This is a genomic window from Nocardiopsis protaetiae (assembly GCF_045446735.1).
Classification (GTDB): domain Bacteria; phylum Actinomycetota; class Actinomycetes; order Streptosporangiales; family Streptosporangiaceae; genus Nocardiopsis; species Nocardiopsis protaetiae.
The window spans coordinates 1-21,668 of the sequence record NZ_JBJJBV010000096.1 but is presented as its reverse complement, the minus strand read 5'-3'; the positions used below and the strand labels follow the sequence as shown (position 1 = coordinate 21,668).

At 70.3% G+C, this 21,668-nt stretch carries 29 protein-coding genes; 27 read left to right on the top strand and 2 right to left on the bottom strand.

Annotated features, from left to right (window positions below; translation table 11 throughout):
• The first annotated feature begins 62 nt into the window (after nt 1–62).
• From rplN to truA, 21 genes are all read left to right on the top strand, one after another.
• Nucleotides 63–431 (top strand): 50S ribosomal protein L14, encoded by a 369-nt coding sequence (rplN, locus tag ACJOT3_RS16250; RefSeq protein WP_013156121.1) that lies wholly within the window; start codon nt 63–65, stop codon nt 429–431.
• Between the two features lie 3 nt (nt 432–434).
• Nucleotides 435–740 (top strand): 50S ribosomal protein L24, encoded by a 306-nt coding sequence (gene rplX, locus ACJOT3_RS16245; RefSeq protein ID WP_220563393.1) that lies wholly within the window; start codon nt 435–437, stop codon nt 738–740.
• Nucleotides 740–1,315, top strand: a complete 576-nt coding sequence (gene rplE, locus ACJOT3_RS16240) for a 50S ribosomal protein L5 (RefSeq protein WP_406973564.1) — start codon at nt 740–742, stop codon at nt 1,313–1,315. Before rplX ends, rplE begins: the two co-directional genes overlap by 1 nt.
• 13 nt (nt 1,316–1,328) lie before the next feature.
• Nucleotides 1,329–1,514: a type Z 30S ribosomal protein S14 gene (locus tag ACJOT3_RS16235; protein ID WP_220563391.1), complete on the top strand. Its 186-nt coding sequence runs from the start codon at nt 1,329–1,331 to the stop codon at nt 1,512–1,514.
• Nucleotides 1,515–1,791: 277 nt separating this feature from the next.
• Nucleotides 1,792–2,190 carry a 30S ribosomal protein S8 gene (rpsH, locus tag ACJOT3_RS16230; RefSeq protein ID WP_406973562.1) on the top strand — a complete coding sequence of 133 codons (399 nt, stop codon included), beginning with the start codon at nt 1,792–1,794 and terminating at the stop codon, nt 2,188–2,190.
• 18 nt (nt 2,191–2,208) lie between these two features.
• On the top strand, nt 2,209–2,748 hold the full coding sequence (gene rplF, locus ACJOT3_RS16225; protein ID WP_406973560.1) for a 50S ribosomal protein L6: 540 nt from the start codon (nt 2,209–2,211) through the stop codon (nt 2,746–2,748).
• 2 nt (nt 2,749–2,750) lie between these two features.
• Entirely contained in the window at nt 2,751–3,131 is a 381-nt protein-coding gene (gene rplR / locus ACJOT3_RS16220) for a 50S ribosomal protein L18 (protein WP_406973558.1), read from the top strand.
• A gap of 51 nt (nt 3,132–3,182) precedes the next feature.
• Nucleotides 3,183–3,785, top strand: a complete 603-nt coding sequence (gene rpsE, locus ACJOT3_RS16215; RefSeq protein ID WP_073382340.1) for a 30S ribosomal protein S5 — start codon at nt 3,183–3,185, stop codon at nt 3,783–3,785.
• Nucleotides 3,786–3,787: 2 nt separating this feature from the next.
• A complete protein-coding gene (gene rpmD, locus ACJOT3_RS16210; RefSeq protein ID WP_073382342.1) occupies nt 3,788–3,973 on the top strand; it encodes a 50S ribosomal protein L30 in 186 nt (61 codons plus the stop codon).
• Complete coding sequence (rplO, locus tag ACJOT3_RS16205; protein ID WP_406973555.1) at nt 3,970–4,434, top strand: 50S ribosomal protein L15; 465 nt, start codon at nt 3,970–3,972, stop codon at nt 4,432–4,434. The genes rpmD and rplO overlap by 4 nt, the downstream gene beginning before the upstream one ends.
• Nucleotides 4,435–4,718: 284 nt before the next feature.
• Nucleotides 4,719–6,032, top strand: a complete 1,314-nt coding sequence (secY, locus tag ACJOT3_RS16200; protein ID WP_406973553.1) for a preprotein translocase subunit SecY — start codon at nt 4,719–4,721, stop codon at nt 6,030–6,032.
• Nucleotides 6,033–6,695 (top strand): adenylate kinase, encoded by a 663-nt coding sequence (locus ACJOT3_RS16195; RefSeq protein WP_406973551.1) that lies wholly within the window; start codon nt 6,033–6,035, stop codon nt 6,693–6,695.
• Nucleotides 6,695–7,516, top strand: coding sequence for a type I methionyl aminopeptidase (gene map, locus ACJOT3_RS16190; protein ID WP_406973549.1), 822 nt, complete (start codon nt 6,695–6,697; stop codon nt 7,514–7,516). The genes ACJOT3_RS16195 and map overlap by 1 nt, the downstream gene beginning before the upstream one ends.
• 66 nt (nt 7,517–7,582) lie before the next feature.
• On the top strand, nt 7,583–8,047 hold the full coding sequence (locus tag ACJOT3_RS16185; protein WP_406973547.1) for a DUF1707 domain-containing protein: 465 nt from the start codon (nt 7,583–7,585) through the stop codon (nt 8,045–8,047).
• Between the two features lie 493 nt (nt 8,048–8,540).
• The gene (gene infA, locus ACJOT3_RS16180) at nt 8,541–8,762 is read left to right on the top strand and encodes a translation initiation factor IF-1 (RefSeq protein WP_013156135.1); all 222 of its coding nucleotides are present in this window, start codon (nt 8,541–8,543) and stop codon (nt 8,760–8,762) included.
• A 45-nt stretch (nt 8,763–8,807) separates the two neighbouring features.
• Nucleotides 8,808–8,921 carry a 50S ribosomal protein L36 gene (gene rpmJ / locus ACJOT3_RS16175; protein ID WP_073382354.1) on the top strand — a complete coding sequence of 38 codons (114 nt, stop codon included), beginning with the start codon at nt 8,808–8,810 and terminating at the stop codon, nt 8,919–8,921.
• Nucleotides 8,922–9,151: 230 nt separating this feature from the next.
• On the top strand, nt 9,152–9,532 hold the full coding sequence (gene rpsM / locus ACJOT3_RS16170; protein WP_220563381.1) for a 30S ribosomal protein S13: 381 nt from the start codon (nt 9,152–9,154) through the stop codon (nt 9,530–9,532).
• 66 nt (nt 9,533–9,598) lie between these two features.
• Nucleotides 9,599–10,003, top strand: a complete 405-nt coding sequence (gene rpsK, locus ACJOT3_RS16165) for a 30S ribosomal protein S11 (RefSeq protein ID WP_013156138.1) — start codon at nt 9,599–9,601, stop codon at nt 10,001–10,003.
• A gap of 188 nt (nt 10,004–10,191) precedes the next feature.
• The gene (locus tag ACJOT3_RS16160) at nt 10,192–11,214 is read left to right on the top strand and encodes a DNA-directed RNA polymerase subunit alpha (RefSeq protein ID WP_220563380.1); all 1,023 of its coding nucleotides are present in this window, start codon (nt 10,192–10,194) and stop codon (nt 11,212–11,214) included.
• Between the two features lie 65 nt (nt 11,215–11,279).
• A complete protein-coding gene (rplQ, locus tag ACJOT3_RS16155) occupies nt 11,280–11,789 on the top strand; it encodes a 50S ribosomal protein L17 (protein ID WP_406973543.1) in 510 nt (169 codons plus the stop codon).
• Between the two features lie 120 nt (nt 11,790–11,909).
• Nucleotides 11,910–12,758, top strand: a complete 849-nt coding sequence (gene truA / locus ACJOT3_RS16150) for a tRNA pseudouridine(38-40) synthase TruA (protein ID WP_406973568.1) — start codon at nt 11,910–11,912, stop codon at nt 12,756–12,758.
• 206 nt (nt 12,759–12,964) lie between these two features.
• On the opposite strand, the gene ACJOT3_RS16145 is transcribed toward truA, so the two are convergent.
• On the bottom strand, nt 12,965–13,927 hold the full coding sequence (locus ACJOT3_RS16145) for a hypothetical protein (protein WP_406973541.1): 963 nt from the start codon (nt 13,925–13,927) through the stop codon (nt 12,965–12,967).
• Nucleotides 13,928–15,220: 1,293 nt separating this feature from the next.
• Between ACJOT3_RS16145 and rplM the strand changes: the two genes are divergently transcribed.
• The 4 genes from rplM to ACJOT3_RS16125 all read left to right on the top strand — a co-directional run bounded on the left by rplM (nt 15,221) and on the right by ACJOT3_RS16125 (nt 18,764).
• Complete coding sequence (rplM, locus tag ACJOT3_RS16140) at nt 15,221–15,670, top strand: 50S ribosomal protein L13 (RefSeq protein ID WP_406973539.1); 450 nt, start codon at nt 15,221–15,223, stop codon at nt 15,668–15,670.
• Nucleotides 15,671–15,707: 37 nt separating this feature from the next.
• On the top strand, nt 15,708–16,217 hold the full coding sequence (gene rpsI, locus ACJOT3_RS16135; RefSeq protein ID WP_406973537.1) for a 30S ribosomal protein S9: 510 nt from the start codon (nt 15,708–15,710) through the stop codon (nt 16,215–16,217).
• Between the two features lie 157 nt (nt 16,218–16,374).
• Nucleotides 16,375–17,712: a phosphoglucosamine mutase gene (glmM, locus tag ACJOT3_RS16130; protein WP_406973535.1), complete on the top strand. Its 1,338-nt coding sequence runs from the start codon at nt 16,375–16,377 to the stop codon at nt 17,710–17,712.
• Nucleotides 17,713–17,756: 44 nt separating this feature from the next.
• Entirely contained in the window at nt 17,757–18,764 is a 1,008-nt protein-coding gene (locus ACJOT3_RS16125) for an ROK family glucokinase (RefSeq protein ID WP_406973533.1), read from the top strand.
• A 13-nt stretch (nt 18,765–18,777) separates the two neighbouring features.
• Here ACJOT3_RS16125 and ACJOT3_RS16120 read toward each other — a convergent pair whose 3' ends face one another.
• The gene (locus ACJOT3_RS16120; protein WP_406973566.1) at nt 18,778–19,374 is read right to left on the bottom strand and encodes a Uma2 family endonuclease; all 597 of its coding nucleotides are present in this window, start codon (nt 19,372–19,374) and stop codon (nt 18,778–18,780) included.
• A 169-nt stretch (nt 19,375–19,543) separates the two neighbouring features.
• Between ACJOT3_RS16120 and ACJOT3_RS16115 the strand changes: the two genes are divergently transcribed.
• Nucleotides 19,544–20,566 carry a hypothetical protein gene (locus tag ACJOT3_RS16115; protein ID WP_406973531.1) on the top strand — a complete coding sequence of 341 codons (1,023 nt, stop codon included), beginning with the start codon at nt 19,544–19,546 and terminating at the stop codon, nt 20,564–20,566.
• Nucleotides 20,550–21,668, top strand: a 1,119-nt coding sequence (locus ACJOT3_RS16110; RefSeq protein ID WP_406973529.1) for a DUF6716 putative glycosyltransferase, incomplete at its 3' end; no start/stop codon positions are given. The genes ACJOT3_RS16115 and ACJOT3_RS16110, both read left to right, overlap by 17 nt.

Sequence of the window (21,668 nt, the reverse complement as noted above, 5' to 3'; positions counted from 1 at the left end):
CGAGGGGTGCAGACCACCTAGCCGTGCGGCAGTGGACCGCACGCATCACATCAGGAGCAGACGTGATTCAGCAGGAGTCGCGACTCAAGGTCGCCGACAACACGGGTGCGAAGGAAATTCTCACCATCCGTGTTCTCGGTGGCTCGGGTCGGCGCTACGCCGGGATCGGCGACACGATCGTCGCCACGGTGAAGGACGCCCTGCCTGGCGCTGGAGTCAAGAAGGGCGACGTCGTCAAGGCCGTTGTCGTGCGCACCGTCAAGGAGCGCCGCCGGCCCGACGGCTCCTACATCCGCTTCGATGAGAACGCTGCCGTGCTCATCAAGGACGGTGGGGACCCGCGAGGCACCCGTATCTTCGGCCCGGTGGGCCGCGAGCTGCGGGACAAGAAGTACATGCGCATCATTTCGCTTGCGCCGGAGGTGCTGTAGGCGATGAAGATCAAATCTGGCGACGAGGTCATCGTCATCGCCGGCAAGGACAAGGGTGCCACGGGCAAGGTCGTCAAGGCCCTGCCCAAGGAGGACCGTGTCGTCGTCGAGGGCGTCAACCTGGTCAAGAAGCACAGGAAGGCCAACCCGGCGGGCGGCCAGCAGGGCGAGGTCGTCACCAAGGAGGCCCCGATCCACGTGAGCAACGTCGCGCTCGTGGAAGACGGTAAGGCCGCCCGGGTGGGCTACCGCTTCGAGGAAGACGGAACCAAGGTTCGGGTCTCCCGCCGCACCGGTAAGGACATCTGATGACGGTTACCAACGACATCACGGCCCCGCCGATGCCGCGGCTCAAGGAGAAGTACCGGAACGAGATCGTTCCGGCCCTCAAGGACGAGCACGGCATCGCCAACATCATGCAGGTCCCCGGTCTGACGAAGATCGTGGTCAACATGGGTGTGGGCGAGGCGGCGCGTGACGCGAAGCTCATCCAGGGCGCGATCGCCGACCTGTCGGCGATCACCGGGCAGAAGCCGCGGATCAACCGGGCGAAGAACTCCATCGCGCAGTTCAAGCTGCGCGAGGGCCAGCCGATCGGCGCCAGCGTCACGCTGCGCGGCGACCGGATGTGGGAGTTCCTCGACCGGCTGCTCTCCCTGGCGCTGCCCCGTATCCGGGACTTCCGCGGCCTTTCCCCGAAGCAGTTCGACGGGAACGGCAACTACACCTTCGGGCTGACCGAGCAGGTCATGTTCCACGAGGTGGACCCGGACAAGGTCGACCGCGTGCGTGGGATGGACATCACCGTCGTCACCAGCGCGATCAACGACGACCAGGGCCGCAGCCTGCTCAAGCGGCTCGGTTTCCCGTTCAAGGAAGCCTGAGGGGTAAGCACACATGGCTAAGAAGGCTCTGATCGCCAAGGCGCAGCGGAAGCCGAAGTTCGGTGTTCGCGCGTATACTCGATGCTCGCGGTGCGGTCGCCCGCGCGCCGTCTTCCGGAAGTTCGGCCTGTGCCGTATCTGCTTCCGCGAGATGGCCCACCGGGGCGAGCTGCCCGGTATCACCAAGTCGAGCTGGTAGTCCCCGGCGGGGCCGACCCGCGCCTGTCCCCCCGGACGGTGTGCGCGGAGGTCGGCCCCACCGAGGCGCCGCACGGCGTCCTATAGAAGTGTCCGCCCCCTCACGGGTGCGCGGAACGGCATGATCTCAACCAATCAGGGCACGGCAGTCCCGGGAGGGACGGCGGTGCCCACGACCACGCCGAAGGTCCGGTCGTGCTTCCCCGCGGGAATCCGCGGGGAACGGGTTCTGGAAAGACCCGCACACGGACACCGCGGTGAGGAAGGGCCAGTCGGCCATGACAATGACCGACCCGATCGCAGACATGCTGACGCGTCTGCGTAACGCGAATTCGGCTTACCACGACACCGTGGCGATGCCGTATTCCAAGATCAAGGCGCACATCGCCGAGATCCTCCAGCAGCAGGGCTTCATTCAGGGCTGGCGGACCGAGGAGGCCCAGGTGGGCAAGAGCCTCGTCCTGGACCTGAAGTACGGCCCCACCCGGGAGCGTTCGATCGCGGGCATCCGCCGGGTCTCCAAGCCCGGTCTGCGGGTGTACGCCAAGAAGGAGAACCTGCCCCGGGTCCTCGGTGGACTCGGTGTGGCGATCATTTCGACGTCCGGTGGCCTGATGACGGACAAGCAGGCCAAGAAGAACGGCGTTGGCGGCGAAGTCCTCGCCTACGTCTGGTAACCAGGGAGAGATTGAAGCATGTCGCGTATCGGTCGACTGCCGATCTCGGCCCCCAAGGGCGTCGAAGTCACGATTAACGGGCAAGACGTCACTGTCAAGGGGCCGAAGGGCGAACTCAAGCACACCGTCGCCGAGCCGATCACCGTGGGGAAGGACGCCGAGGGCGTCGTCACGGTGTCCCGCCCGGACGACAAGCCGGAGAACCGCTCGCTGCACGGGCTGACCCGTGCACTGCTGGCGAACCTGGTCGAGGGCGTTTCCAAGGGCTACGCCAAGACCCTGGAGATCCACGGCGTCGGTTACCGCGTCCAGGCCCGCGGCTCCAACCTGGAGTTCTCGCTGGGCTTCAGCCACCCCGTCGTGGTGGAGCCGCCGGAGGGCATCACCTTCCGCGTGGAGAAGCCGACCGTCCTCCACGTCGAGGGCATCGACAAGCAGCTCGTGGGTCAGGTCGCGGCGAACATCCGCAGTCTGCGCAAGCCCGACCCGTACAAGGCCAAGGGCGTGCGGTACAAGGGTGAGCACATCCGCCGCAAGGCCGGAAAGGCTGGTAAGTAGGCATGGGTATCACCGTGGCCCGCAAGCGGACCGCCAAGCGCGCCACCTCGCGTGCGCGCCGCCAGTTCCGCGTCCGGAAGAAGATCTTCGGCACCGCCGAGCGTCCGCGCCTGGCCGTGTTCCGTTCCTCCAAGCACATCGTCGCTCAGGTCATCGACGACACCAAGGGTCACACCCTGGTCGCGGCCTCCAGCGTCGAGACCGACCTGCGTGCCTTCGAGGGCACCAAGTCGGACAAGTCCGAGCAGGTCGGTCGTCTGATCGCTGAGCGCGCCAAGGCCGCCGGCGTCACCACCGTGGTCTTCGACCGCGGCGGCTTCCAGTACGCCGGCCGGATCGCCAAGCTCGCCGACGCGGCGCGCGAGGGCGGGCTGGAGTTCTAGGCGTATGACCCCTGTAAAGGCTGAGAACAACCACGAGAAGAGGAACCACTGATGGCTGCAGCACCGCGGCGCGGCGCCGGTGGCGAGCGGCGTGATCGCCGTGACGATCGCCGCGGCGGCGCCGCAGACAAGGGTGTCTCCTACATCGAGAAGGTCGTGACCATCAACCGGGTCGCGAAGGTCGTCAAGGGCGGCCGTCGCTTCTCCTTCACCGCCCTGGTCGTCGTCGGCGACGGCAACGGCATGGTCGGTGTCGGTTACGGCAAGGCCAAGGAGGTCCCGGCCGCGATCGCCAAGGGTGTCGAGGAGGCGAAGAAGAACTTCTTCCGCGTCCCCCGCATCCAGGGCACGATCACGCACCGGGTCCAGGGTGAGGCCGCCGCCGGCGTCGTCCTGCTCCGTCCGGCCGCCCCGGGTACCGGTGTTATCGCCGGTGGCCCCGTGCGTGCCGTCCTGGAGTGCGCCGGTATCCACGACATCCTGAGCAAGTCGCTCGGGTCGTCCAACCCGCTGAACATCGTGCACGCCACGGTCGCCGCTCTCAAGGGGCTGAACCAGCCCGAGGAGATCGCCGCCCGTCGTGGCCTGCCGATCGAGGACGTCGCCCCGGCCGCCATGCTGCGCGCTCGTGCTGAGGCGAAGGCAGGAGCCTGACCATGGCCAAGCTCAAGATCACGCAGACCCGCTCCAAGATCGGCGGCAAGAAGAAGCAGCACGCTGCTCTCCAGTCGCTGGGCCTGGGCCGGATCGGCAAGTCCACCGTCCGTGAGGACCGTCCCGAGGTGCGTGGCCAGCTCACGATCGTCTCGCACCTGGTCACTGTCGAGGAGGTCGCGGAATGAGCGACTACAACCCCGACGAGCTGCTCAAGCTGCACCACCTGCGGCCTGCCCCGGGCGCCAACAAGGCCAAGATCCGCAAGGGTCGCGGCGAGGCGTCCAAGGGCAAGACCGCCGGTCGCGGCACCAAGGGCACCAAGGCTCGTAACACCGTCCGCCCCGGTTTCGAGGGTGGGCAGATGCCCCTCATCCGCCGGGTGCCGAAGCTCAAGGGCTTCAGCAACGCCAGGTTCAAGAAGACCTACCAGGTCGTCAACCTGGACAAGCTGAGCGAGCTGTTCCCGGAGGGCGGCGAGGTCACCGTGCAGTCGCTGGTGGCCAAGGGCGCCGTTCGCAAGAACGAGCTCGTGAAGGTGCTGGGCACCGGTGAGATCACCGTCGCCGTGCAGGTGAGCGTTGACGCGTTCTCCGCCTCGGCGAAGGAGAAGATCACCGCGGCCGGTGGCACCGTCACCGAGCTGTAGGGGTCCATCCCGCATGCGCATTCTGGGGCGCCCGCTCGGGCCGGTCGGAGGACGACCGGGCCGGCGGGCGCCCCGCGTGCTTGCGAGTGGTGATCGTTATGACCCACCAACTCAATAGCACGGTGATGGCTGTTACAGTGCCATCTGTTTGACCTCACCGCTTGACGTAGTGTGAGTACTTCCGAGCACCGGGCCACAAACCCGGGGCTGCCGTTCAACGACGATTCAGGATCGGCCGCGATGTCTGGAATCCGTTCCGCCGCCGAAGCCGCGCAGGAGGAGACGTGCTAGGTGCGTTCGTTCGGGCTTTCCGCACGCCCGACCTGCGTAACAAGTTGCTGTTCACACTGTTCATCCTGACGCTGTTCCGTCTGGGTTCGGTGATCCCCGCGCCGGGTATCAACTCGGCCGCGATCCGCGACCAGATGGAGATCATCACGGCGGGCGACCAGTCCGGTGTGTACGCGCTCGTCAACCTGTTCAGTGGTGGCGCCCTCCTGCAACTGGCGGTGTTCGCGCTCGGTGTGATGCCCTACATCACCGCGAGCATCATCATCAACCTGCTGACGGTGGTCATCCCCCGCCTCGAAGCCCTCAAGAAGGAGGGCCAGGCCGGGCAGAGCAAGATCACCCAGTACACCCGTTACCTCACTCTGATGCTCGCGGTCCTCCAGGCCACCAGCATCGTCGCCATGGCCCGGACGGGCGCCCTGTTCCAGGGGGCCATCCCGGTCAGCTCCTACATGCCGAACCAGGACATCCTCACCCTGGTCACCATCGTGTTCGTCATGACCGCCGGCACCTGCATCATCATGTGGTTCGGTGAGCTCATCACCGAGCGCGGCGTGGGCAACGGCATGTCGCTGCTGATCTTCACGCAGGTCGTGGCGATGTTCCCCGCCTCGATCATGGGCCTCTTCCAGGAGCGCTCGGTCTGGATCTTCACCATCATCTGCATCGCGGGCCTGGCCCTGATCGCGGCCGTGGTGTTCATGGAGCAGGCCCAGCGCCGCATCCCGGTCCAGTACGCCAAGCGCATGGTGGGCCGCCGGATGTACGGCGGCAGCTCGACCTACATCCCGCTCAAGGTGAACCAGGCGGGCATCATCCCCGTGATCTTCGCCTCCTCGCTGCTGTACCTCCCCCAGCTCCTGGTCGGCCTCCTGGGCCAGGACTCGGACAACCGCGTGGTGAACTTCATCTCCACGTACTTCCTCACCGGTTCACACCCCGTGTACATGGTGACCTTCTTCGTGATGATCGTCGGTTTCGCGTTCTTCTACGTCGCGATTACCTTCAACCCCACTGAGGTCGCCGACAACATGAAGAAGTACGGTGGGTTCATCCCGGGTATCCGACCAGGGCGTCCGACCGCCGAGTACCTCGACTACGTGCTCACTCGGCTGACGACTCCCGGCTCTCTGTACCTGGGTGTGATCGCTCTGCTTCCGATGGTCGCCCTGGGCGCCACCGGCGCCGGCATGAACTTCCCGTTCGGCGGTACGAGCATCCTGATCATGGTCGGTGTCGGGCTGGACACGGTGAAGCAGATCGAGAGTCACCTCCAGCAGAGGAACTACGAAGGTTTTCTGCGATAAATGCGCGCTGTATTGGTGGGGCCGCCTGGGGCCGGCAAAGGCACCCAGGCCCAGATCCTCGCGGCCGAGCTGTCCATCCCGAAGGTGTCCACCGGTGACATCTTCCGGGCCAACGTCAGCGGTGGCACGGAACTCGGCAAGAAGGCCAAGGAGTACATGGACCGGGGTGACCTCGTCCCCGACGAGGTCACCAACGCCATGGTCAAGGACCGGCTCGCCCAGGACGACGCGGCAGGGGGCTTCCTGCTCGACGGGTTCCCCCGCAACGTCCCCCAGGCCGAGACGCTCAAGGGCATGCTCCGCGCCCTGGACACCCGGCTGGACGTCGTCCTGGAACTGCGGGTCGACGAGGACGAGGTCGTGCGCCGGCTCTCGGGCCGCCGCTCCTGTCCGCAGTGCGGCCGGGTCTACCACGTCGAGTACGACGCCCCGAAGGCCGAGGGCCGCTGTGACGACGACGGTGCCGAGCTGTACCAGCGCGAGGACGACCGCGAGGAGACCATCCGCCACCGGCTGAAGGTCTACCGGGAGCAGACCGCCCCGCTCGTGGAGTACTACGAGAAGGAGGGCCTGCTGGCCACCATCGCCGCCACGGGCCCCGTGGCCGAGGTGACCGCCCGGGCCGTCGCCGCCATCGAGGACAAGGCCGGGGCCGGGTCCTGATGTTCGGCAAGGCGAACGGCGTGCAGATCAAGACGCCGGAGCAGATCGCCCTGATGAGGGCTGCGGGCCAGGTCGTGGCTCGCACCCTGGACACCCTCCGGGCCGCGGTGCGGCCCGGGGTGTCCACCCTCGACCTGGACGCGCTGGCGGAGAAGACCATCCGCGACGTCGGCGCGATCCCGTCGTTCAAGGGCTACCACGGGTTCCCCGGCTCCATCTGCTCGTCCGTCAACGAGGAGGTCGTCCACGGCATCCCCAGCGCCGAGCGGGTGCTGGCCGAGGGCGACATCATCTCCATCGACTGCGGGGCGATCCTCGACGGCTGGCACGGCGACTCGGCGATCACCGTCGCGGTCGGCGAGGTCCCCGACGAGGACCTGCGGATGATGGAGGTCTGCGAGGAGTCGATGTGGCGGGGCATCGCCGAGCTGCGGCCCGGCAAACGCCTGGGCGACATCGGCCACGCGATCGACCACTACATCTCCGGCCACGGCGGCTACGGCAACGTCCGCGAGTACGGCGGCCACGGCATCGGCACCGAGATGCACATGGACCCGCACGTCCTCAACCACGGGCGCCGGGGCAAGGGCCTCAAGCTCGTCGAGGGCATGTGCCTGGCCATCGAGCCGATGACCACCCTGGGCCACCACGACGTCCTCCAGCTGGACGACGGCTGGACGGTGGTCACCCGCGACGGCAGGCGTGCCGCTCACTTCGAGCACTCCGTCGCGATCACCGCGGAGGGCCCGCTCGTGCTCACCGCCCGCGAGTCGGACCGGGATAAGATTTCTCAGATGGGGTTCGTCCAGCCCACCTGGTAGGCCGGACCCGGCTCCCGCCACCGCGCGCGGGGGACGTCAGCACTCACGGAATGCGAGGTGCGCGCAGTGTCCGACCCGGTTCCGTCGACCCGAACGTCCGATGCCGACCGCGACCGTGTCGCGCAGCTGCTCCAGGAGCACTTCGCGCAGGGCCGCCTGGACCACGAGGAGTTCACCGAGCGCCTGGGCCGCGCCTACAAGGCGCGGACCGTGGACGAGCTCGACGTGGTCACCCACGACCTGCCCGAGCGCGACCTCGCCGAGGTCCGCGGCGCCGCCCCGCGCCGGGAGGAGGGGGCGGCCGCCCCGGTCCTGACCCTGCGCGACCCGGCGCTGATGGTGCCCTGGATGCTCTACGCCGGGGTCAACGTCCTGTGCTTCGTGATCTGGCTCATCCTGTTCCTCACCACGGACTACGACTACCCGTGGTTCCTCTGGGTCCTGGGGCCCTGGGGGATCGTCATGACCGTCGTCACCGTCGGCGTCCTGGCCTCCGGCCGCGGCGGCCGCCGCGACGAGGTCGAGGAGTAGTCCGCGAGGCGCCGGCGGGGTTCTGGAGGCCCGGAGCGGACGTCTTCGAGGAGAAGAACCGTCGGCCGCCAGGCCGCCCTTTGAGGGCGGTGGCGGGCGACGGGTGGGCGAGGACGGCCGCGTAGGGCCGAAGGTTCCCGCCTTCTAAGGGCGACGGGCGGGCGAAGCGGAGGCCCCAAGAGGCACAGCCTCCCGGGAAGAAGGGGGCCGGTCGGGGCGTTGTGACCCGGGGCGTGCGGGTCGCCGGTCCGGAGTGGTTGCGCCGAGGGGATAGACTGTCCATGCCCATACGCGGGCTGTTGGGTCAGTCTGCCTTCTTCGCACCACGTCCTTCCAGCGACGTACGCTCTTGCAGTTGGCCTGAACTTCCAGTGTCCTCGGCGTCGGCGACGCGGGTTACCCCGTCGTCGGTGCCTTCGCGTCATGTGAGGGGACACCGGGGTCGCGTCAGGGTTGTCATGATCGACCAATTGTTGAGCGAGGCGTGGAGGACATGGCCAAGAAAGACGGCGCCATCGAGATCGAGGGCTCCGTTGTCGAGTCCCTACCCAACGCGATGTTCAAGGTAGAGCTCGACAACGGGCACCAGGTCCTTGCCCACATCAGCGGCAAGATGCGGATGAACTACATCCGCATTCTCCCCGACGACCGCGTCGTCGTGGAGTTGAGCCCGTACGACCTCACGCGCGGGCGCATCGTTTACCGCTACAAGTAGACCGTCCGGGCCGCACGGCCGGACGGCTCCGAGTTCGGAGTCACCATGAAGGTCAAGCCGAGCGTCAAGAAGATCTGCGCGAAGTGCCGCGTGATCCGTCGCAACCGTCGGATCATGGTCATCTGCGCGGACCCGCGGCACAAGCAGCGCCAGGGTTAACCACCCCGGCCCGTCGGCCGCGGCTTCACGCCGCAGGACCCGGTCGGGGGAGGTCTTCCCCGGTACGGGACCGCAGTACACAACGAACAACCTGCTCCGATCTCCGGGCGCCGCGCCGAGCGGTGGGCCCGGGGAGAACCCTCGGTCGGAGGCCGGGGCCTCGTCGATTGGGCGACGAGAGGGTGGAGCGGGTCAGACCTCCGCGAAGGCATGGATGGAGTTTCGCCCACATGGCACGTATTGAAGGCGTCGACCTTCCCCGCGACAAGCGGGTGGAGATCGCTCTCACGTACATCTTCGGGATCGGCCGCACCCGCGCGCTCGAAACCCTGAAGGAAACCGGTGTCGACGGCAACACCCGCGTGTACCAGCTGTCCGAAGAGGACCTGGTCAAGCTGCGCGAGTGGATCGGCGCGAACTACCAGGTCGAGGGTGACCTGCGCCGCGAGGTGCAGGCCGACATCCGTCGCAAGATGGAGATCGGCAGCTACCAGGGCATCCGCCACCGCCGTGGCCTCCCGGTCCGCGGCCAGCGCACCCAGACCAACGCGCGCACCCGCAAGGGCAAGAAGAAGACCGTGGCCGGTAAGAAGAAGGCCGGTAAGAAGTAGTCCGCTCGGACCTTTCGACCGCGTCCGAGAACAACAACGGACCGATGATCTCTGGGAGTTTCGCTCATGCCGCCTAAGGGCCGTCAGGGTGCCGCGCGCAAGGTGCGCCGCAAGGAAAAGAAGAACATTGTCCACGGGCACGCTCACATCAAGAGCACGTTCAACAACACGATCGTGAGCATCACGGACCCGACCGGTGCCGTGATCTCGTGGGCCAGCTCCGGCCAGGTGGGCTTCAAGGGCTCGCGCAAGTCGACCCCCTACGCCGCGCAGATGGCCGCCGAGGCCGCCGCGCGCCGCGCTCAGGAGCACGGCGTCCGCAAGGTGGACGTCTTCGTGAAGGGTCCGGGCTCGGGCCGCGAGACCGCCATCCGCTCGCTGCAGGCGACCGGGCTGGAGGTCGGCTCGATCCAGGACGTCACCCCGGTGCCGCACAACGGCTGCCGTCCGCCCAAGCGCCGCCGGGTCTGATCCCGGCGCAGGCGCCCGCGGTCCTATCCACGCGGGCGCCCTGCCGCGCTTGACCCCGCGCCGGGCCCGGAGATGCTCCGGGACCGCGCGGGCCGGGTAGGAATCCGAGTGGGAGTAACGGGCACCTCGCCGGTGCCCGTCGGTGGCCGTCAAATAGCGGGCGGCCATGTTGAAGGGAAAAACGGACCATGCTGATCGCACAGCGTCCCACGCTGACCGAGGAGCCGCTCTCGGACCTGCGCTCGAAGTTCGTCATCGAGCCGCTGGAGCCGGGCTTCGGCTACACCATCGGAAACTCTCTGCGCAGGACCCTCCTGTCCTCCATCCCGGGTGCCGCCGTCACCAGCATCCGGATCGAGGGCGTCGAGCACGAGTTCACCACCGTGCCCGGTGTCAAGGAGGACGTCACGGAGATGATCCTCAACCTCAAGGGCCTGGTCGTCAGCTCCGAGCACGATGAGCCGGTGCTGATGTACCTGCGCAAGCAGGGCCCGGGTGTGGTGACCGCCGCGGACATCGCTCCGCCGGCCGGTGTCGAGGTGCACAACCCCGACCTGCACATCGCCACGCTCAACGGCAAGGGCAAGCTGGAGATGGAGCTGACGGTCGAGCGCGGCCGCGGCTACGTCTCGGCGACGCAGAACAAGCAGGCCGGCCAGGAGATCGGTCGGATCCCGATCGACTCCATCTACTCGCCGGTCCTGCGTGTGACCTACAAGGTCGAGGCCACCCGAGTCGAGCAGCGTACCGACTTCGACCGCCTGATCGTCGACATCGAGACCAAGCCCGCCATCCGTCCCCGCGACGCCGTGGCGAGCGCCGGTAAGACGCTGGTGGAGCTGTTCGGTCTGGCCCGCGAGCTCAACGTCGACGCCGAGGGCATCGACATGGGCCCGTCGCCGACGGACGCCGCCCTGGCGGCCGACCTGGCGCTGCCGATCGAGGACCTCAACCTCACGGTCCGTTCCTACAACTGCCTCAAGCGTGAGGGCATCCACAGCGTCGGCGAGCTGGTTGCCCGCTCCGAGCAGGACCTGTTGGACATCCGCAACTTCGGTGCCAAGTCCATCGACGAGGTGAAGCAGAAGCTCGTCGACATGGGCCTGTCGCTGAAGGACTCCCCGCCCGGATTCGACCCCGGCACCGCGGCCGACTCCTTCGGCTCCGATGACGACGAGGGCGAGTCCTTCGTCGAGACGGAGCAGTACTGACCTTCGTCGCCCCATGGTCCCCGGCCGAGTGCGGCCGTGGACCGCATCACTAGGAGAACGACACCATGCCCACGCCTACCAAGGGCGCCCGTCTGGGTTCCGGGCCCGCTCACGAGCGGCACATCCTGGCGAACCTCGCCACCTCGCTGTTCCAGCACGGCCGCATCCGCACCACGGAGGCCAAGGCCAAGCGCCTGCGCCCCTACGCCGAGAAGCTCATCACCCTCGGCAAGCGCGGTGACCTGCACGCCCGCCGCCAGGTGCTGACCAAGATCACGGACAAGTCCGTGGTGCACGAGCTCTTCACGGAGATCGGCCCGCGCTACGAGAACCGTCCCGGTGGCTACACCCGTATCACCAAGATCGGTCCGCGCAAGGGCGACAACGCCCCGATGGCGATCATCGAGCTGGTCGAGGCCCTGGCCGCCAAGCCGGCCGCCGCCGCTGCCCCGGCCGAGCCGGTCGAGGAGACCAAGGCCGAGGAGACCCCGGCCGAGGAGGCCAAGGCCGAGGAGACCGCGGAGGCCACCGAGGCCGCCGAGGCCCCGGCCGAGGAGAGCTCCGAGAGCAAGTAGGTCGGGTGTGAGGCACACGGGCGCATCCCGGGTGCACACCGACCGGACGAGTGCCCGATCCCGCTGGGGTCGGGCACTCGTGTTTTCCGAGGTGTCGATGGGACCGATGTGACTGACGAGATGGACGAGGTGCCGGAGCCGACGATCCGGATCCGGTTCGACGTGGCCTATGACGGCACGGACTTCTCCGGGTGGGCGGTGCAGCCCAACCGGCGCACCGTCCAGGGCGAGCTGGAGTCCGCCCTGGCCCGGGTGCTGCGCCTGCCCGCGGTGTCGCTGACCTGCGCCGGGCGCACCGACGCCGGGGTGCACGCCCGCGGCCAGGTGGCCCAGGCCGACGTGCCCACCGGGACGTGGGAGCGCGAGGGGGAGCGGGTGCTGCGCCGACTGGCCGGGGTGCTGCCGCCGGACGTGCGGGTGTCCGCCGCCCGGCCCGCGCCGCCCGGGTTCGACGCGCGCTTCTCGCCGCTGTTCCGCCGGTACCTGTACCGGGTGAGCGACGCGCCCTACGGGGTGGACCCGCTGCTGCGCCGGGACGTGCTGTGGCACAAGAACCCGCTGGACGTGGACCGCATGAACGCGGCCGCCGAGCGGCTGCGCGGGGAGCACGACTTCGCGGCGTTCTGCAAGAGGCGGGAGGGCGCCACGACCATCCGGGAGCTGCTGCGCCTGGAGTGGGAGCGGGTGGACGGCCACCTGCTGCACGGCACGATCCAGGCGGACGCGTTCTGCCACAACATGGTGCGCGCCCTGGTCGGCTGCCTGCTGGCGGTGGGCGACGGCCGCCGCGAGGTGGACTGGCCGGGCCGGGTGCTGGGCGCCGCGGTGCGGGACCCGGCCGTGCACGTGGTCGGCCCGCAGGGGCTGAGCCTGGAGGAGGTGCGCTACCCGGCCGACGAGGAGCTGGCGGCCCGTGCCACCGCCACCCGCCGCGTCCGCGAGCTGCCGTGTGCGGGACATTCGGCGTAGTGGCGAGGGCGCCCACGGGGTTCTGGAGGCCCGGAGGAGACGTCCGAGGAACGAGGATGTCGACGTAGGGCCACTGCACCACCTGAAACCCGATGAGGGCGGTGGTGGGCGACGGGCGGGAGGAGCGGAGGCCCGAAATAAGCACAGGGGAAGCACGAAGGGGACGTCCGGTCGGACGTCCCCTTCGGCGTTCTCGGCGGTGCGGGTCAGCCGCGGTCCTCGGACAGCCGGTCGTAGGCCTCCTCCAGGAAGCCCTCGCTGACCGGGGCCAGGGCCTCGGCGCCCTCGGCGGCCCCGTCGCTGTTGGTGGCCAGGGAGAAGAGCAGGTAGCGGCCCCACTGGCCGCCGCTGCCGTGGCCGCCGGCGTGGCCCAGGCGCTCGGCCGGGGAACCCTCCTCGCCGGGCAGTCCGGCGAACCACTGGGCGTCGTTGAGGTTCTGGGCGTCCAGGGCGGTGGTGGCGCTCTCGGAGTCGGCCATCGCGGCGATGCCGACGGTGATGGCCTGGCCCTCGTCCTCGCTCAGGTAGGAGGCGCGGATCAGCTGGCGGCAGCCGTTGTCGGCGAGCACGGTGCCGTAGTCGCCGTGGGCGCCGGAGGCACAGTCCTCGGTGTCGTCCACGGCGACCCTGGTGAACGAGCCCTGGCCGTCGACCTCCAGCGTCTCGGGGAAGACCGCGTCGGTGGACAGCGCCCCCGGGTCGTCCTCCTCGTTGGCGACGGTGGTGGCGTTGTCGCCGCCGGAGGAGGAGCCGCTCGGGCCGCCGCTGGCGAAGTAGAACGTCCCGCCGCCGACGAGCACGAGGGCGAGCGCGAACCCGCCGATCATCAGGGCCTTGCGGCGCTTGGCCCCCGAGTCGTCGTAGGGGGCGTAGTCGTCGTACCCGCCGTCGTAGTCGTCGTAGTCGTCGACCGCCCGGACGTCGAACTGGGCGGTGTCCGCCCCGGCGTCCTCGGGGACCTCGTCGCGGAACAGCGGCCGGTCGTCACCGCGGCCCGACGGGACGGCGGAGATCTGCTGGGTGGCGCCCATGGCGTCGGGCGGGAACACCGGCGCGGGCGGCGGCGGCCCCTGGGGCGGCGGCCCCATCGGGGCGCCCGGCATCGGCGGCTGGCCGCCGGTGGCGTACGGGGCCGGCGGCAGCTGACCCGGGCCGGGGCCCTGCGGCATGTGCTGGCCCGGGCCCTGGGGTCCGGGGCCCTGGGGACCCGGACCCGGCGGGCGCGGGGCCATGGAGGGCTGGCCGCCGGTCGGCGCGGCGTACGGCGCCTGTGGGAGCTGCGCCTGCGGATGCTGCGGCTGTTGGGGCTGCTGTGGCAGGGGGTGCCCCTGGGGGACGTGGGGCCCCGAGGGCTGCCCGCCCGGTCCCATCGGCGCGCCCGGGAGGTTCTGGACGCCGGGCAGCGGACCGCCCTGCGTGTGCGTGGGCGGCAGGGGGCCGCCCTGGGTCTGCGCGGGGGGGAGGGGCCCGCCCTGGGTCTGGGTGGGCGGCAGCGGCGCGCCGGGCGGGTTCTGCCCGGGGGGCGGGGGCGCGCCCTGGTACTGTCCGGTCGGCGGGGTTCCCGCGGGCCGGGTGTACGGGTTCTGCGGAGCCTGCGGGCCCGAGGGCATGCCGGGGGCGCCCGGGAGGCCCTGCGTCGGCGCCTGCGGCCCCTGCGGGCCGGAGGGGCTCTGGTGTCCCGGGTAGGCCTGGTGCGGCCCGCCGGGGGTGCTTGGGAAGCCCTGTGCCGGCGCCTGCGGCGGCTGCGGCCCGGAGGGCGCGCCGTACCCGGGGTGCGGCTGACCGGCCTGCGGCGGCTGTGGCGGCGCCTGCGGGCCGGAGGGGTACTGCTGATGGTGGGGGTGTGCGGGGGCGGGGGAGGAACCGAGCAGGTCTTGGCCGTCACCGGGCTCCGGCCCGTCGGGACCGTACTGCGGCGGGTTCGGATGGGTACTGATGGGAGTCTCCGGAGGCGTTGGGGATGGGACTTGACCAAAGCCCGTGTCCGCGGTGTTTCCGCTGGCGTGCCGGGGTGACGGGCATCTCGTCGGCGCCCGTCGTTCCGGGCGGAGACCGGCCTTTCGGTGCAAGGGTAGCCAACACCCGGGCGCGGAAAGGACGAAGCACTCCGCGCAACGGGCATAATGAAAGACGGAGAGGTCACGGATGTGACCCCGTGCCGGCGCTTTCCCCGCCGAGCGTGGTCCTGCCGGTCTGCCCCAACCGCTGGCTTTGACCTGCGCTACGGTGGCCAGTAGGATGTTTCGTCGTGCGTTTGAGTTGCCGTGGGTTCTGGATCGTTCATCGATTCCAGGGCCGACACGCACCATCGTCTGCGCACTCACCACCGGATCGTCCTGACGATGTGGCACGGGACGTCCGGTCCAAACGCCCCGCGCCCGCGGGTGTGTTTCGTAATTACGAGTCCACCATCCCGAACCAGGGGGATGGGGCAGCCGACTGAAGAGCGAAGGCAAACGATCGTGCGCACCTACAGCCCCAAACCAAACGATGTTCAGCGTCAGTGGCACGTCATCGACGCCACCGATCTCGTGCTCGGGCGTATGGCGAGCCAGGTTGCCACGCTCCTCCGGGGCAAGCACAAGGCGTACTACGCGCCCCACATCGACACCGGCGACTTCGTGATCGTCGTGAACGCCGACAAGGTCGCCCTGACCGGCAAGAAGCTGGAGCAGAAGCGGGCCTACCGGCACTCCGGCTACCCCGGCGGTCTGCGTTCCGTCGGCTACGCCGAGCTGCTGGAGAAGAACCCCGAGCGGGCCATCGAGAAGGCCGTCAAGGGCATGCTGCCCAAGGGCTCTCTCGGTCGCCAGATGGCCAAGAAGCTGAAGGTGTACTCGGGCGCGGAGCACCCGCACCAGGCCCAGCAGCCGGTCCCGTTCGAAATCACCAAGATCGAGCAGCCCGCTTAGGCGTTCGCGAGACTTCACAGAGAACACGAGGAGAACCGTGGTCGAGCCCACCGGTATCGAAGACATCGAGCAGGAGTACGCCGAGAACCCGGAGGAGTTCCCCTCCGAGTACACGAGCGAGTCCGATGAGACGGTCGCCGCCTACGTGCCGACCGCTTCCGGCCCCAGCGCCGGCACCGGCCGCCGCAAGACGGCCATCGCCCGCGTGCGCATCACGCCCGGCGCCGGCGAGTGGAAGATCAACGGCAAGCCGCTTGAGGTCTACTTCCCGGACAAGGTCCACCAGCAGACCATCAAGGAGCCCTTCGTCTCTCTCGGGTTCGAGGGCGCCTACGACGTCTTCGCCCGCATGAGCGGCGGCGGCCCCAGCGGCCAGGCCGGCGCCCTGCGCCACGGCATCGCCCGTGCGCTGGCGTCCCTGGACCCGGAGAACAACCGCCCGACCCTCAAGAAGGCCGGTTTCCTGACCCGCGACTCCCGTGAGGTGGAGCGGAAGAAGGCCGGTCTCAAGAAGGCCCGCAAGGCGCCGCAGTTCTCCAAGCGCTAAGGCTCATGCGCCGGCTCGTGCTCGGCTGAGCTTCGACCCGTACGCCGTCCCCGACACCGGGGGCGTCGTACGGGTTTTTCCTTTTCGCGTGGCTTGTCGGTCACACTGTTCTTCTCGGCGCCGGACGCGGCGCCACGTCTGAAGGGGGCTGTCGCCTGTGGGACGGCTGTTCGGTACGGATGGTGTACGCGGGGTCGCCGGGCGCGACCTGACCGCCACGCTCGCCCTGGAGTTGTCCATCGCCGCGGCGCGGGTGCTCGCGGCGGGGATCGAGGGGCGGCGCCCCAAGGCCGTCGTGGGCCGCGACCCGCGCGCCTCCGGCGAGTTCCTGGAGGCCGCGGTGGTGGCCGGGCTGGCCAGCACCGGCGTGGACGTGGTGCGGGTGGGGGTGCTGCCCACCCCGGCGGTGGCCTTCCTCACCGGTGTCCTGGACGCCGACTTCGGCGTGATGCTCTCGGCGAGCCACAACCCGGCGCCGGACAACGGCATCAAGTTCTTCGCCCGGGGCGGCCACAAGCTGGAGGACGCCCTGGAGGACGGGATCGAGGGCCTGCTGGACGTGCCCTCGACCCCGGCGGTGGGCACGGCCGTGGGCCGGGTCACCGACGCCGACGACGGCGCCGAGCGCTACATCGAGCACGTGCTGGCCTCGGCCCCGCACTCCCTGGCCGGGCTCAAGGTCGTGGTGGACTGCGCCCACGGCGCCTCCTCGCTGGTGGCGCCCGAGGTGCTGCGCCGGGCGGGTGCCGAGGTCATCGCCATCGGCGACGAGCCCGACGGCCACAACATCAACGACGGCTGCGGCTCCACCCACCTGGAGGTGCTCCAGGAGACGGTGCGGCTGCACGGCGCCGACGCGGGCATCGCCAACGACGGCGACGCCGACCGCTGCCTGGCCGTGGACGCCGGGGGCAACGTGGTCGACGGGGACCACATCCTCGCGATCCTGGCCTCGGAGGCCAAGGAGGAGGGACGCCTGGCCGGGGACACCCTCGTGGTGACGGTCATGTCCAACCTCGGCCTCAAGCTGGCCATGGAGCGCGAGGGCATCGCCGTGGTGGAGACCGCGGTGGGCGACCGCTACGTGCTGGAGGAGATGCGGCGCGGCGGGTTCTCCCTGGGTGGGGAGCAGTCCGGGCACGTCATCCTGTTGGACCACGCCACCACCGGCGACGGGGTGCTCACCGGCCTGCACCTGCTGGCCGCCATGGCGCACCGCAAGCAGGGGCTGGCGGAGCTGGCCAAGGTGATGACCCGCCTGCCGCAGGTGCTCATCAACGTCCCCGACGTGGACAAGGCCCGCGCCGCCGACTCCGAGGAGCTGTGGGAGGCGGTGCGCGAGGCGGAGAAGGAGCTGGGCGGCACCGGCCGGGTCCTCATCCGGCCCAGCGGCACCGAGCCCAAGGTCCGCGTCATGGTGGAGGCCCCCGAGCAGGCGCAGGCGACCGCGGTCGCCGAGCGCCTGGCCGGTGTGGTGCGTTCGGCACTGGGCTGACCGGACCGGGTTGACCGAAGAACCGGACTGACCGGAGGAACCGGATGAACCGGGCGCGTTACGGGCACGCCCTGACGGTCGGGGTGGACATCGGCGGGACGAAGGTCGCCGCGGGAGTGGTCACCCCGAGCGGGCGGGTGCTGGCGCGCGTGCGCACCGAGACCCCCGAGCGCAGCAAGAGCCCCGCGGTCGTGGAGGACACGATCGTGTCGGTGGTCGAGGAACTGCGCTCGGGGTACCCGGTGCGCGCCGTGGGCGTGGGGGCGGCGGGGTTCGTGGACCAGCACCGCGCGAACGTGCTGTTCGCCCCCCACCTGTCCTGGCGGGAGGAGCCGCTGCGCGAGGCGCTGTCCTCGCGCCTGGGCCTGCCCGTGGTGGTGGAGAACGACGCCAACGCCGCCGCCTGGGCGGAGGTGAGCGCGGGTGCCGCCCAGGGGGTCGACGACGTGGTCGTGGTCAACCTGGGCACCGGCATCGGCGGGGCGATCGTCCTGAACGGGCGTTTGTACCGCGGCCGGTACGGGCTGGCCGGTGAGTTCGGACACATGACGGTGGTGCCGGGCGGGCACCGCTGCGAGTGCGGCAACCGGGGCTGCTGGGAGCAGTACGCGAGCGGCAACGCGCTCACCCGGGAGGCGCGCGAGCTGGTGGTCTCGGAGTCGCCGGTGGCCCGGGCGCTGCACCAGGCGGTGGCGGGTGACGCCCGGCGGATCACCGGCCCGCTGGTGAGCGAGCTGGCGCGCAAGGGCGACCGCGCCTGCACGGAGCTGATGCGCGACGCCGGCCAGTGGCTGGGGGCGGGCCTGGCCAACCTCGCGGCGGCCTTCGACCCGGAGCTGTTCGTGATCGGCGGCGGTGTCTCGGAGTCGGGCGACCTGCTGCTGGGGCCCGCCCGGGAGGCGTTCGAGCGCGCCCTCACCGGCCGGGGCTACCGCCCCGAGGCCCGTGTGGTGGCCGCGGCCCTGGGCAACGAGGCCGGCCTGGTCGGCGCGGCCGCCCTGGCCCGCGACGCGCTGCCCGCCCGGCGCCGCCGCCCCACCCGCCGCCACTGACGGCGGGTGGGGCTCACCGCCGCAGCAGCCCCCGCACGTCGATGTCGAGGGGGAAGGGGACGTCGACCTTGAGGCGTTCCCGGGCGACGGTCACCGGCACGTACCGGGGCTCCCGGACGCCGTCCAGCTCGTAGACGTGGATCGCCGCGCCGTGCTCCTCGGGCTCGATGATCCAGTAGTGGGGGATGCCCGCCTGAGCGTACTTGAAGGGCTTGGTGGTGCGGTCGCGGTCCCGCGACTCGGGGGAGACGATCTCCACGACCAGGACCACGTCCTCCGGGGGGACGTGGGTGGTCCGCGTCCAGTCGAGGTGCTCCTCGTCGTCCGCCTCGTACCGGTAGATCAGTAGGTCGGGCTCGGGCCGCTGGTACTTCCCGAGCTTCATCGTCATCTCCTGGAGGACGTCGAAGCCCTCCGGCACGGTCTCCTCCAGCAGGTGGGCCAGGCGGTACATGACCTTGGAGTGGAAAGCGGTCTGGGGGGACAGCACGATGAGGGCTCCGTCGATGAGTTCCATCCGGGGGGTGCCCGGAGGGAGGTCGTCCATGGCATCGGCGGTCCATCCGCCGGGCGGTGGCATGAACCAGTCGGGGAGCGGCTCGGCGGTCATCGAAACCTCCAGCGTCGATTCCTGAGCCCACTGTAATCCGGTCGTCGTCACCATGGGGGGAACATAGCGGCCGGACGGGGCCTGACGGACGCACTTCGGTGAAGTGGTCGTTATATGCACTGTGTACGCTGGAAACCCACGTGTCTGATCAATCCCGGAAAGTCACGTCGTGAACCCTCTTCCCACGGACGTACCCTGGGCCTTCGAAGGGCACGGGTCGGCGTGGGTGGAATCCCCGCTCCAGTTCCTGTCCGCCGTGGAGGCCTACGCGGCGCACGGACTGTCCACCCAGGGCTGCATCCTGCTCCGCCAGGACGCCACCGGCCTGCCCGACGTCCACACCGCCCTGCGCGGACTGTTCCCCGCGACCCCGCCCGCGGCGCTGGCCCGCCGACCCACCCGCCCCCGCACCGCCGACTTCACCTGGGTCATCGGTGACGCCTTCTCCGGCCAGGTACAGCGGCTGCTGCTGCGCGCCCCCCGGTGCCGCCTCGTCCTGGTCGACGACGGGCTCGCCGTGTGGCACCTGCTGCGGCTGCTCAGCGCCCCGACCGTGCAGCCGGTGCTGCGCGCCCGGGTGCGGCGCACCCCCACCCGCCTGGCCCTGGGGGCGGCGGCCGGGCACGTCCTGCGCCGCGCCGCCGAGGAGGGCCGCCTCACCGTCTTCACCATGCTGCCGCTGCCCGGCGACCTGCGGGAGGCGGCGGCCGCCGCGGGCATCCGGGTGATGCGCCACGGCTTCCCGCTGCTGCGCTCCCTGCCCGAGCACGACCACCCCGCCGAACAGCGGGTCGTCCTGGGCACCGCCCTGGTCAACGACGGCCTGCTCCGGCTGCCCGACTACCTGGGCTGGCTGGAGGGGCAGCTCGCGCGGGGGCCGGTGGCCTACCACCCGCACCGGCGGGAGGACCCGCGGGTGCTGGAGGTGCTGGCCGCCGACCCGCGGGCGCGGCTGGTGCGCACCGGGGTGCCGGTCGAACTGTCGCTGCGCGGGCTGGGCCCCGGGCACAGCGTGCGCTCGCTGCCCTCCACCGCGCTGGTGTCCCTGCGGCTGCTGGTGCGCGGCGCGTCGATCCGTACGGACGGGGTGCCCGCACACTGGTGGACGGAACTCGCCTCGCCGGGACTGCGCGAGGATCTGGCGGTGACCGCCGCCCTGGTCAACGATGAGGAGCATGCGGGTGGAACGTGACGGGGACGGGCGGATCAGGGTCATGGCGATCGCCGACTCCGATTCCTACCTCAAGTGGTCGGCGGCCCTGCTGGGCGCCCTGCCCGGCGAGGGCTGGGAGACCGACCTGGCGGTGGTCCGCTCCCCGGTGGCCCCGTCCGCCGAGCAGGTCCGGGCGGCCGTCGCCGGGACCCCGCTGGCGGGCCGCGAGGTGCCGGTGCGCGGTGCCCTGGAATTGCGGACCCGGCTGCTGCGCGAACGCCCCGACGTGCTCATGCTCAACTGCACCGGCCCGGTGGTGGACGCCCTCGCCCACGCCCTGGCCGGGGAGTACCGCCCGGTGCTGGTCTCCGGCCTGCCCGGGATCTCCGTGCCCGCCACCGAACGCGCCTGGCTGTACCGCTCGACGGTCGACCTGTTCGTGCTGCACAGCCACCGTGAGGTCGCCGAGTTCACCGGGCTGGGTGCCCGGCTGGGCGCCACCGGCGCGGTCGGCCTGGCCACCCTGCCGTTCCTGCCCGAGCCCCGCCCGCGTGCGGGTGCCGCTGTGGGCGCGGGCACGGCTGCCGGTACGGGCGCGGGTGCGGGTGCGGGGCGCCCGCGGGTGGTGTTCGCCTCCCAGGCCAAGGTGCCCGCGGAGCACGGGCAGCGCGAGCAGGTGCTGCTGGGCCTGGCCGCGCTCGCCGAGGCCCGCCCCGACCTGGAGGTGGTGGTCAAGCTGCGGGCCCGGGAGGACGAGGCCCAGACCCACAGGGAGAGGTACCACTACGAGGCCCTGTGGCGGTACATGGCGGCCCGCGGGGAGGTCCGGGCGGACGCGGTCGCGTTCCGCACCGGGCCGATGGTGGAGTACCTGGAGGACGCGGCGGGGTTCGTGACGGTCAGCTCGACCGCGGCCCTGGAGGCGTTCGCGCTGGACGTGCCGACGCTGGTGCTCACCGACTTCGGGCTCAACGCCGAGCAGATCAACCTGGTCTTCGAGGGCAGCGGGGTGCTGGGCACCCTGGACGACGTGCGCGCCGCCCGGTTCCGCCGGGTGGACCCGGACTGGCTGCGCGCCAACTACTTCCACCCGGTCCACGAGAACGACTGGGTGCGGCGGCTCACCGCGCTGGTGGCCGCC

Excerpts from the sequence above, each read along its gene's own strand:
- rplX (WP_220563393.1), top strand. The coding sequence starts at position 435 with ATGAAGATCAAATCTGGCGACGAGGTCATCGTCATCGCCGGCAAGGAC.
- rplE (WP_406973564.1), top strand. The coding sequence starts at position 740 with ATGACGGTTACCAACGACATCACGGCCCCGCCGATGCCGCGGCTCAAG.
- ACJOT3_RS16235 (WP_220563391.1), top strand. The coding sequence starts at position 1,329 with ATGGCTAAGAAGGCTCTGATCGCCAAGGCGCAGCGGAAGCCGAAGTTC.
- rpsH (WP_406973562.1), top strand. The coding sequence starts at position 1,792 with ATGACAATGACCGACCCGATCGCAGACATGCTGACGCGTCTGCGTAAC.
- rplF (WP_406973560.1), top strand. The coding sequence starts at position 2,209 with ATGTCGCGTATCGGTCGACTGCCGATCTCGGCCCCCAAGGGCGTCGAA.
- rplR (WP_406973558.1), top strand. The coding sequence starts at position 2,751 with ATGGGTATCACCGTGGCCCGCAAGCGGACCGCCAAGCGCGCCACCTCG.
- rpsE (WP_073382340.1), top strand. The coding sequence starts at position 3,183 with ATGGCTGCAGCACCGCGGCGCGGCGCCGGTGGCGAGCGGCGTGATCGC.
- rpmD (WP_073382342.1), top strand. The coding sequence starts at position 3,788 with ATGGCCAAGCTCAAGATCACGCAGACCCGCTCCAAGATCGGCGGCAAG.
- rplO (WP_406973555.1), top strand. The coding sequence starts at position 3,970 with ATGAGCGACTACAACCCCGACGAGCTGCTCAAGCTGCACCACCTGCGG.
- ACJOT3_RS16195 (WP_406973551.1), top strand. The coding sequence starts at position 6,033 with ATGCGCGCTGTATTGGTGGGGCCGCCTGGGGCCGGCAAAGGCACCCAG.
- map (WP_406973549.1), top strand. The coding sequence starts at position 6,695 with ATGTTCGGCAAGGCGAACGGCGTGCAGATCAAGACGCCGGAGCAGATC.
- infA (WP_013156135.1), top strand. The coding sequence starts at position 8,541 with ATGGCCAAGAAAGACGGCGCCATCGAGATCGAGGGCTCCGTTGTCGAG.
- rpmJ (WP_073382354.1), top strand. The coding sequence starts at position 8,808 with ATGAAGGTCAAGCCGAGCGTCAAGAAGATCTGCGCGAAGTGCCGCGTG.
- rpsM (WP_220563381.1), top strand. The coding sequence starts at position 9,152 with ATGGCACGTATTGAAGGCGTCGACCTTCCCCGCGACAAGCGGGTGGAG.
- rpsK (WP_013156138.1), top strand. The coding sequence starts at position 9,599 with ATGCCGCCTAAGGGCCGTCAGGGTGCCGCGCGCAAGGTGCGCCGCAAG.
- ACJOT3_RS16160 (WP_220563380.1), top strand. The coding sequence starts at position 10,192 with ATGCTGATCGCACAGCGTCCCACGCTGACCGAGGAGCCGCTCTCGGAC.
- rplQ (WP_406973543.1), top strand. The coding sequence starts at position 11,280 with ATGCCCACGCCTACCAAGGGCGCCCGTCTGGGTTCCGGGCCCGCTCAC.
- truA (WP_406973568.1), top strand. The coding sequence starts at position 11,910 with ATGGACGAGGTGCCGGAGCCGACGATCCGGATCCGGTTCGACGTGGCC.
- ACJOT3_RS16145 (WP_406973541.1), bottom strand. The coding sequence starts at position 13,927 with ATGCCGCAGGGCCCCGGCCCGGGTCAGCTGCCGCCGGCCCCGTACGCC.
- ACJOT3_RS16125 (WP_406973533.1), top strand. The coding sequence starts at position 17,757 with ATGAACCGGGCGCGTTACGGGCACGCCCTGACGGTCGGGGTGGACATC.
- ACJOT3_RS16120 (WP_406973566.1), bottom strand. The coding sequence starts at position 19,374 with ATGACCGCCGAGCCGCTCCCCGACTGGTTCATGCCACCGCCCGGCGGA.